This is a genomic window from Neobacillus jeddahensis (assembly GCF_000612625.1).
Classification (GTDB): Bacteria; Bacillota; Bacilli; order Bacillales; family Cytobacillaceae; genus Neobacillus; species Neobacillus jeddahensis.
Window position 1 is genome coordinate 22,952 of record NZ_CCAS010000050.1, and the last position, 7,088, is coordinate 30,039.

At 39.8% G+C, this 7,088-nt stretch carries 9 protein-coding genes; 5 read left to right on the forward strand and 4 right to left on the reverse strand.

Annotation, left to right across the window (positions count from 1 at the left end; genetic code table 11):
* Positions 1-127: 127 nt before the first annotated feature.
* Positions 128-640, reverse strand: coding sequence for a phosphatidylglycerophosphatase A family protein (locus TY15_RS17835; RefSeq protein WP_040203900.1), 513 nt, complete (start codon positions 638-640; stop codon positions 128-130).
* 257 nt (positions 641-897) lie between these two features.
* Here TY15_RS17835 and yutH point away from each other — a divergent pair, with 257 nt between their 5' ends.
* Both yutH and TY15_RS17845 read left to right on the forward strand, forming a co-directional pair.
* On the forward strand, positions 898-1,905 hold the full coding sequence (yutH, locus tag TY15_RS17840) for a spore coat putative kinase YutH (RefSeq protein ID WP_040203898.1): 1,008 nt from the start codon (positions 898-900) through the stop codon (positions 1,903-1,905).
* Positions 1,906-1,989: 84 nt separating this feature from the next.
* Positions 1,990-2,979 carry a 2-hydroxyacid dehydrogenase gene (locus tag TY15_RS17845; RefSeq protein WP_040203896.1) on the forward strand — a complete coding sequence of 330 codons (990 nt, stop codon included), beginning with the start codon at positions 1,990-1,992 and terminating at the stop codon, positions 2,977-2,979.
* Positions 2,980-3,025: 46 nt separating this feature from the next.
* On the opposite strand, the gene TY15_RS17850 is transcribed toward TY15_RS17845, so the two are convergent.
* Positions 3,026-3,262, reverse strand: a complete 237-nt coding sequence (locus TY15_RS17850) for a NifU family protein (protein WP_040203895.1) — start codon at positions 3,260-3,262, stop codon at positions 3,026-3,028.
* A 150-nt stretch (positions 3,263-3,412) separates the two neighbouring features.
* On the opposite strand from TY15_RS17850, the gene TY15_RS17855 reads away from it, so the two are divergent.
* The gene (locus TY15_RS17855; RefSeq protein WP_040203894.1) at positions 3,413-3,739 is read left to right on the forward strand and encodes a YuzD family protein; all 327 of its coding nucleotides are present in this window, start codon (positions 3,413-3,415) and stop codon (positions 3,737-3,739) included.
* A gap of 69 nt (positions 3,740-3,808) precedes the next feature.
* Here the strand turns inward: TY15_RS17855 and TY15_RS17860 are convergent, their stop codons facing one another.
* On the reverse strand, positions 3,809-4,876 hold the full coding sequence (locus TY15_RS17860) for an NAD(P)/FAD-dependent oxidoreductase (protein WP_040203892.1): 1,068 nt from the start codon (positions 4,874-4,876) through the stop codon (positions 3,809-3,811).
* A gap of 223 nt (positions 4,877-5,099) precedes the next feature.
* Here TY15_RS17860 and TY15_RS17865 point away from each other — a divergent pair, with 223 nt between their 5' ends.
* On the forward strand, positions 5,100-5,339 hold the full coding sequence (locus TY15_RS17865; protein WP_040203891.1) for a YuzB family protein: 240 nt from the start codon (positions 5,100-5,102) through the stop codon (positions 5,337-5,339).
* A 193-nt stretch (positions 5,340-5,532) separates the two neighbouring features.
* Positions 5,533-5,898, forward strand: coding sequence for a HesB/IscA family protein (locus TY15_RS17870; RefSeq protein WP_040203890.1), 366 nt, complete (start codon positions 5,533-5,535; stop codon positions 5,896-5,898).
* A 38-nt stretch (positions 5,899-5,936) separates the two neighbouring features.
* Here the strand turns inward: TY15_RS17870 and TY15_RS17875 are convergent, their stop codons facing one another.
* On the reverse strand, positions 5,937-6,935 hold the full coding sequence (locus TY15_RS17875) for an NAD(P)/FAD-dependent oxidoreductase (RefSeq protein WP_040203888.1): 999 nt from the start codon (positions 6,933-6,935) through the stop codon (positions 5,937-5,939).
* Positions 6,936-7,088 lie beyond the last annotated feature (153 nt).

Consider the following 7,088-nt stretch of genomic DNA (forward strand, 5'->3'; position numbering starts at 1 on the left):
ATTGGCTTGTGACCTCGAGACGATGGTGCCTGGAGCTGGACAATTCTCAAAGCTAAAATTTATACTATCTGATCTAACAAAAAAAGGATGGAACCCCCATCCTTTTTTTGTTTAGATTACCACTTATTTATTTCTTTTCCTCTTCAGCTCGTGCGGCGCGGTGGGCTAATCTACTTGAAGCTGCTGCTGCAATCGCCCCAACAATATCATCTAAAAAGGTATGACATTCTCCTGTTGATTTATCATTTAAGTGTGCCAGTATCCCAGGTTTTAATTTATCGATATATCCATAATTAGTAAACCCAATCGAACCGTAGACATTAACAATCGAGAAGGCAAGGATTTCATCGACACCATATAGACTTTCATCTGTTCCGATGATGGATTGAAGCGGTTCTTCTAACAATCCTTTTTCTGCAAGCATATCAAGCTGAATCCCTGTGATGATCGCATTTTGAACTTCTCGTTTTGAAAGGACTCGTTCTATGTTGGCAATGCAATCCTCCATCTGTAAGTTTTCATGATATTTCTCCTGTAAAAAGAAGACCAAATCAGCCATATCTTGAATTTCAACGCCTCTTTCTTTTAACCATCTGCGTGCGGTTTCTTCGGTTAGATCCACTTTTTTGTCGTCTGCCATTTCAAGATCACCTTTTCTTTGTAAAATAATTGAACGGCAATATCAGCCTATTCTAGCGTCAGTACAAGGCTATTTGTGAGCTGTTTTCACTATATATATACTCATTTTCCCCATTTTATGCAGAGAAGAATTCAAAACCAAAATAGTAGTATTCCCACAATGGTTTATCCTATCCTAAATTGCAAAAACATCAAGTTTTACGAAAGCCATACATATACATATGATAAAAAGGGAAATGAGAGACAGGGGGTGCGGGGATGCTTCAAAAAATGCTTGAAAATCAATATGGGATAACTGTGGAGGAATATATAAAGCTAGATACTTATGAGGCATTGAGAGGGAATGGCTGGTTATATTTAATCTCTAATCCGGCAGGAAAGGCTGAAGAGGATCTCGTCGAACTGGAGAAAATTGCTGAACATTTAAGAAATTATGGGGATCAAAATGTTACTATCATCTTGCCCTCTAAAGAAGGCCAGCTGATTACGAACTGGGAACAAAATAAATATTGCGTCTTAGCCAAGCAACAAATTGATGCACAGCAAAAGATTAAATTAGGGCGGAAGCTGGCCAAATTCCATGAACGTGGCAGGAGAGTTCCATTTCAGATTGAGCGATCTAGTCGAATTGGGCAATGGAAGTCATTGTGGGAAAAGCGTTTGGAGCAGATGGAGGGAGTTTGGAATGGTCTTCTATTTCAGACCCCAGAGGATGAATTTGAACGAATGTTTATTGATTCATTTCCATACTATCTTGGCTTAACGGAAAATGCCATTCAATATTTAGTCGATACCGAGCTGGATGATGAACCATTAGAAACAGATAATGGAACAGTCTGTCATGAGCGTTTTACCAATACAACTTGGGGTCAACACCATATGATAAAAAACCCGTTTGATTGGGTTTTTGACCATCGAAGTCGAGATCTAGCTGAATGGGCAAGGGAACGATATTTTCGTAATATCCAGACCTATGATGTGGAATTAAGGCATTTTTTTGATGAGTATCAAAGTATTTCCCCATTATCCTCCTTTTCATGGCGGTTATTATATGCCCGGTTAGTCTTTCCGTTACATTATTTTGATTGTATAGAAAGCTATTATATTACGCGTTCCGAACAGGAAAAGAAGATATTAGAGGAGAGACTCAGTAAAATTATTAGACAATCTAGTGATCATGAGAAATTTTTAGCAGGTTTTTTCCAAATAGCAGGTGCGCCTACAAAGCAATTGAATCTACCACAGCTGGAGTGGCTTTTTCAATAATTTGACGAATTGACTTCTATTTGGGAAGGTTTACAAGAGAATATATGGTAAAATAGGAGAAAACAGCATAGGAAGTGACACTGGATGAAGCCTTATATTTATATTACTCGAAAGCTTCCAGATGAAGTATTAATGCCCCTGCAAAAACACTATGTGGTGAATATGTGGGAACAGGAGGAAGTGCCTGTACCGAGAGAGATTTTGCTGGGTGAAGCAGAAAAAGCAGATGCACTGTTGACTGTTCTTGCTGACACGATCGATGAAGGAATCTTAACAGCTGGGAAAAACTTGAAGGTCGTTGCGAACTTAGCAGTGGGATTTGATAATATTGATCTAAAGGTAGCCAATCGGCAGGGAATTGCTGTCTGTAATACGCCTGATGTGTTAACCGATACAACGGCAGATTTAACATTCGCGCTTCTCATGGCAACAGCACGCAGAATAGTGGAAGCAGCTGAGTTTGTGAAGGCGGGAAAATGGGAGAGCTGGAGCCCCTTACTGTTAGCTGGTCAGGATATTCATCATAAAACGATTGGTATTGTGGGAATGGGGAAGATTGGTGAAACAGTAGCGAAGCGGGCAAAGGGCTTCGATATGAACATCCTCTATCATAACCGCTCAAGAAAGCCTGAGATCGAGCAAAAATTGGGTGCGATGTATGTTTCGTTTGCTGAACTCGTGGAAAAAGCTGATTTTATTGTCTGCCTTACTCCATTGACACCTGATACAAAGCATATGTTTACACGCGATGTATTTAAGAAAATGAAATCGTCAGCTATTTTTATTAATGCCGGTCGAGGCCCCGTCGTTGATGAAGAAGCGTTATATGAGGCACTTGTGGCCGAGGAGATTGCTGGTGCAGGTCTTGATGTGTTTGCCAAAGAGCCCATCAGTGCCGACCATCCATTATTAAAGCTCACAAATGTGGTGGCACTTCCCCATATAGGCAGCTCTAGTATGGAAACAAGAGTGGAAATGATGAGGCTATGTATCGATAATATCGAAGTAGTTCTTAATCGCAAAGAACCAAAGACGCTGGTGAATAAAGAATGGAAACCCGTCATCAAGGCGTAACCACTTAAAAAGCGATTGCCGTCCAGGCAATCGCTTTGTTTGCAGTTTAAAATACTTGTTCTACTTCAACTACACCAGGAACTTCTTCTAAAAGAGCACGCTCAATGCCTGCTTTTAACGTGATCGTAGAGCTTGGGCAGCTACCGCAGGCACCTAGTAAGCGGAGCTTAACAATGCCTTCCTCTACATCTACTAATTCACAATCCCCGCCATCGCGAAGAAGAAATGGACGTAATTTATCTAATACTTCTTGTACTTGCTCAAACATTTCTTGTTCTTCCATGTTAATCGACTCCTTTCCTACTTATATTATAATGTCATCAGTGTCAAAAATCCATTCTCAGAAATTAGGAAAATACATATTTAAAGACATTATTAAAGTTTTTATCATGAAAATATTATAAAATAGAAAAAAAGGACAGGGAATGATTTGATGAATCGAAATGAAATAGAAATTGTGCTGTATGGAGCTGAGACATTGTGTCCGAGCTGTGTGAATTTACCTTCATCCAAAGAAACATTTGAATGGCTGGAGGCAGCGATTATGCGTAAGTTTCCAGACCAACCATTTACTATGGCCTATGTGGATATTTATCAACCATCTGGTGATCAGCAAAAAATGAACTTTGCCAAACGAGTCATTGAAGAAGATATGTTTTACCCTGTTGTAGTGATAAACGAAAAGATTGTTGGCGAAGGAAACCCACGTTTAAAAACTATTTTTTCAGAACTAGAGAAATATGGATATAAATCGATATAAAAAGAAGAAGCATTCTCGTATTGAGGAATGCTTCTTCTTTTTGCTTTTCGTACATTTCTAAAGGTGATATTAACCATTATGCCATTTGTACATCCATAAAATCCCGGATTTTAAGAGGCGGGCAACACGTCCCGTAATCGGACGGTCGGCCATCATCCCGAATCCATGCTTTTTCCCGAGTGAGCCAAGAATACCCTTTAATTTAATTTGTGGGAAGGACGCTGGTGGTTCCTCCCCTTTCCACCGTCTCATTAATACTTCAACAATTTGCTCTGCTTGTCCTTCAGCTAATTGGGCACTCGGAGCATGTGGAAGACTTGCGCAGTCCCCGACAATAAAAATGTGTTCATCGTTGGGCAGATGGTGAAGTGGGGTAATCACCATCCTGCCAAGTCGATCTTTTTCCCCGTCCATATCGCGGACGATTTTGTTCGCTTGAATTCCTGCTGTCCAAACGATGACATCACACTCGATGGGTAGATCATGATTGTATAATCGCTTTTCTTCTACTTTGGTGATATTGGAATTATTAATAATCTCTACATTATTTCTTACAAACCAATTTTCTACATATTTGCTTAATCGTTCTGGGAATGCCGAGAGGATGTGTCTTCCGCGATCAAATAATTTGATGTTAAGGTCTTCCCGACTTTCACTTAATTCACTTGCTAATTCAACGCCACTTAAACCTGCGCCAACAATTCCAACGACAGAACCTGGGCCGAGGTTGTTTAAGACCGAATAGGTGAGCCGTGCCTTTTCAATGTTCTGAATGCTGTAAGTAAATTCGTCTGCACCAGGAACCTGATGGTACTTGTCCTCACAGCCAAGCCCAATGATAAGATCATCATAGGTAAGTGGTTCAGCGTCTTTCAGAATAACTTTTCGACCAAGTGTATCAATAGTGGTGACTTCCCCATATTGCATATGCAAACGAGGATGCTCAGGAAAGGCAACGCGTATTTCCTTATCAGAAATGGTTCCAGCGGCTAATGCGTAATATTCTGTTTTTAAGCAATGGTATGGGACACGATCCACGAGTGTGATCGTCACGTCCTCTGGTAAATGGTTCGGGAGAAGTTCGTTCAAAATCTTCATCCCTCCATACCCTCCACCTAGAATGACAAGGTTTTTCATGGTTATTTCCCCTTTGTTGATCTGGCTTTCATAGGTTGATTAGTTTGTCTGTTAATAAAAATTGTAGGATGATTGTAGTTTACTTAACCACATTAGAGTATATCTAAAATGTGTCTAAATAACAACATTTTTCGCACTATTCTTGACAGTTGCGGACCGGACATGTTATTTGACGGGGTTGGGTAAATAGAGTAGGATAATTAGTTGTGGAGAGGTGAATACATTGCTAAAGCCGATCATTGAATTTTGTATTAGTAACCTGGCAAATGGTGCTCAGCAGGCACTTGAAATACTACAAAAAGATCCGAACTTGGATATTATTGAATACGGTTGTCTTGGATATTGTGGCAAGTGTGCGGCTTCTCTTTATGCCCTTGTCAATGGTGAGGTTGTCACGGGAAATAGCCCAGATGAACTTGTCGAACGTGTTTATCAATACTTAGATGAAAATCCAATGTTTTAATTGAAGAGGGCATTGATCCGCTCTCATTTTTTAGCCGACAGGAAAATATAATTTTCCTATTAGGCATAAGTGCAACTACGTCTCTGTCTTCGCCAATCGGCGAGTTTTTTTTATAAAAATAGGGAATCGAATCAGTTGAGTCCCATGTATCTTGTGTATATACTATATGAAAAGCCTGTAAGGGGGAGTTATGATGAGCAATGAAGTTGTTATTTTAACGGAAGCCGCATCCCTTCACATAAAAGAGATGATGAAGCATAATGGCGAAGAAGATGCTTTTTTACGAGTGAGTGTAAAGGGTGGCGGATGTAGTGGTTTATCCTATGGAATGGGATTTGATCATGAGGTCCAGGAAAACGATCTTCAATTCGAGCAATATGGCATTCAAGTAGTAGTTGACAAGGAAAGTTCCGCGATCTTACAAGGAACAAAAATAGATTTCAAAGAGTCGATGATGGGCGGCGGATTTACGATTGAAAATCCGAATGCCATCGCTTCATGCGGCTGCGGTTCATCGTTCCGGACAGCAACGGCAGCAGGAACTCCGGAGGAATGTTAAAAGACAAAGAAGGCGCCTTGATTAGGCGCCTTTTCCTATCATTTATTAAACATCGAAGAGCTATGAAGCGGTTGTACCTTTGCTTTTGGATCAATATAGGATTTGGCATTGTTAACGGCAGTTGGAGCTTCACCAAAACCGCAGGCAATTAGCTTCACTTTTCCGTCATAGGTACAAATATCACCAGCGGCATAAATGCCTGGCGTGTTTGTTTCCATTTTCGAGTTAACGACAATGGAATTCTTTTCAATTTCCAATCCCCATTCTTTAATCGGCCCAAGCGAAGAAACAAATCCGTAATTACAGATAACAGCATCGACATCAATAGTCACTTTTTCTTCTCCGTTAACTGTTTCAAGAACAACTTGTTGAATCCCGCTTTCGTCACCGATTAGTTCAGCTGGAACATAAGGGGTTTTTACATCAACCTTGGAATTATGTAGATTTTCTACACTGTGTTCATGAGCACGGAACTTATCACGACGATGAACAATCGTCACTTTTTCAGCAATTGGTTCAAGCATTAAGGCCCAGTCAACTGCGGAATCTCCCCCGCCGAATACAACCACTTTTTGACCAGCAAACTGATTTAAATCTTCAATAAAATAATAAAGGTTTTTCTTTTCATATTGTGTTGCACTTTCAAGTTCTAAACGGCGTGGTTGGAATGCTCCGTTCCCTGCAGTAATAATAATCGTTTTAGAATAGTGAACTTCCTTATTGGTTGTTAATTTGAAAATACCATCTTCCTGTTTTTCTAACTTTTCCACAGATTGCTCAAGTGCAACAGCAGGTTCGAACTTAGCCATCTGCTCTTTTAAATTATTTATCAATTCTTGTGCGCGGATTTTTGGAAATCCAGCAACATCATAAATATATTTTTCTGGATATAGTGCGGACAATTGACCCCCAAGTTGTGGCAAACTTTCAATGATTTTAACCGATGCTTGCCTCATACCCCCGTAAAAAGCAGTAAATAGACCTGTAGGGCCGCCACCGATGATCGTAATATCATAAACTTTTTGATTTTCTTGCACTCCGTATCCCCCCAACTAGTAGTTACAAACTCCACTCATAATAATATCACAAAATAAAAAAATCCTCACATCTTAATGTCAAATATTCTGATTAGGGGAATTTTTTAAAACAATTTATGGGGATATTTCCAATTAAATTTTTTATTATTGGAA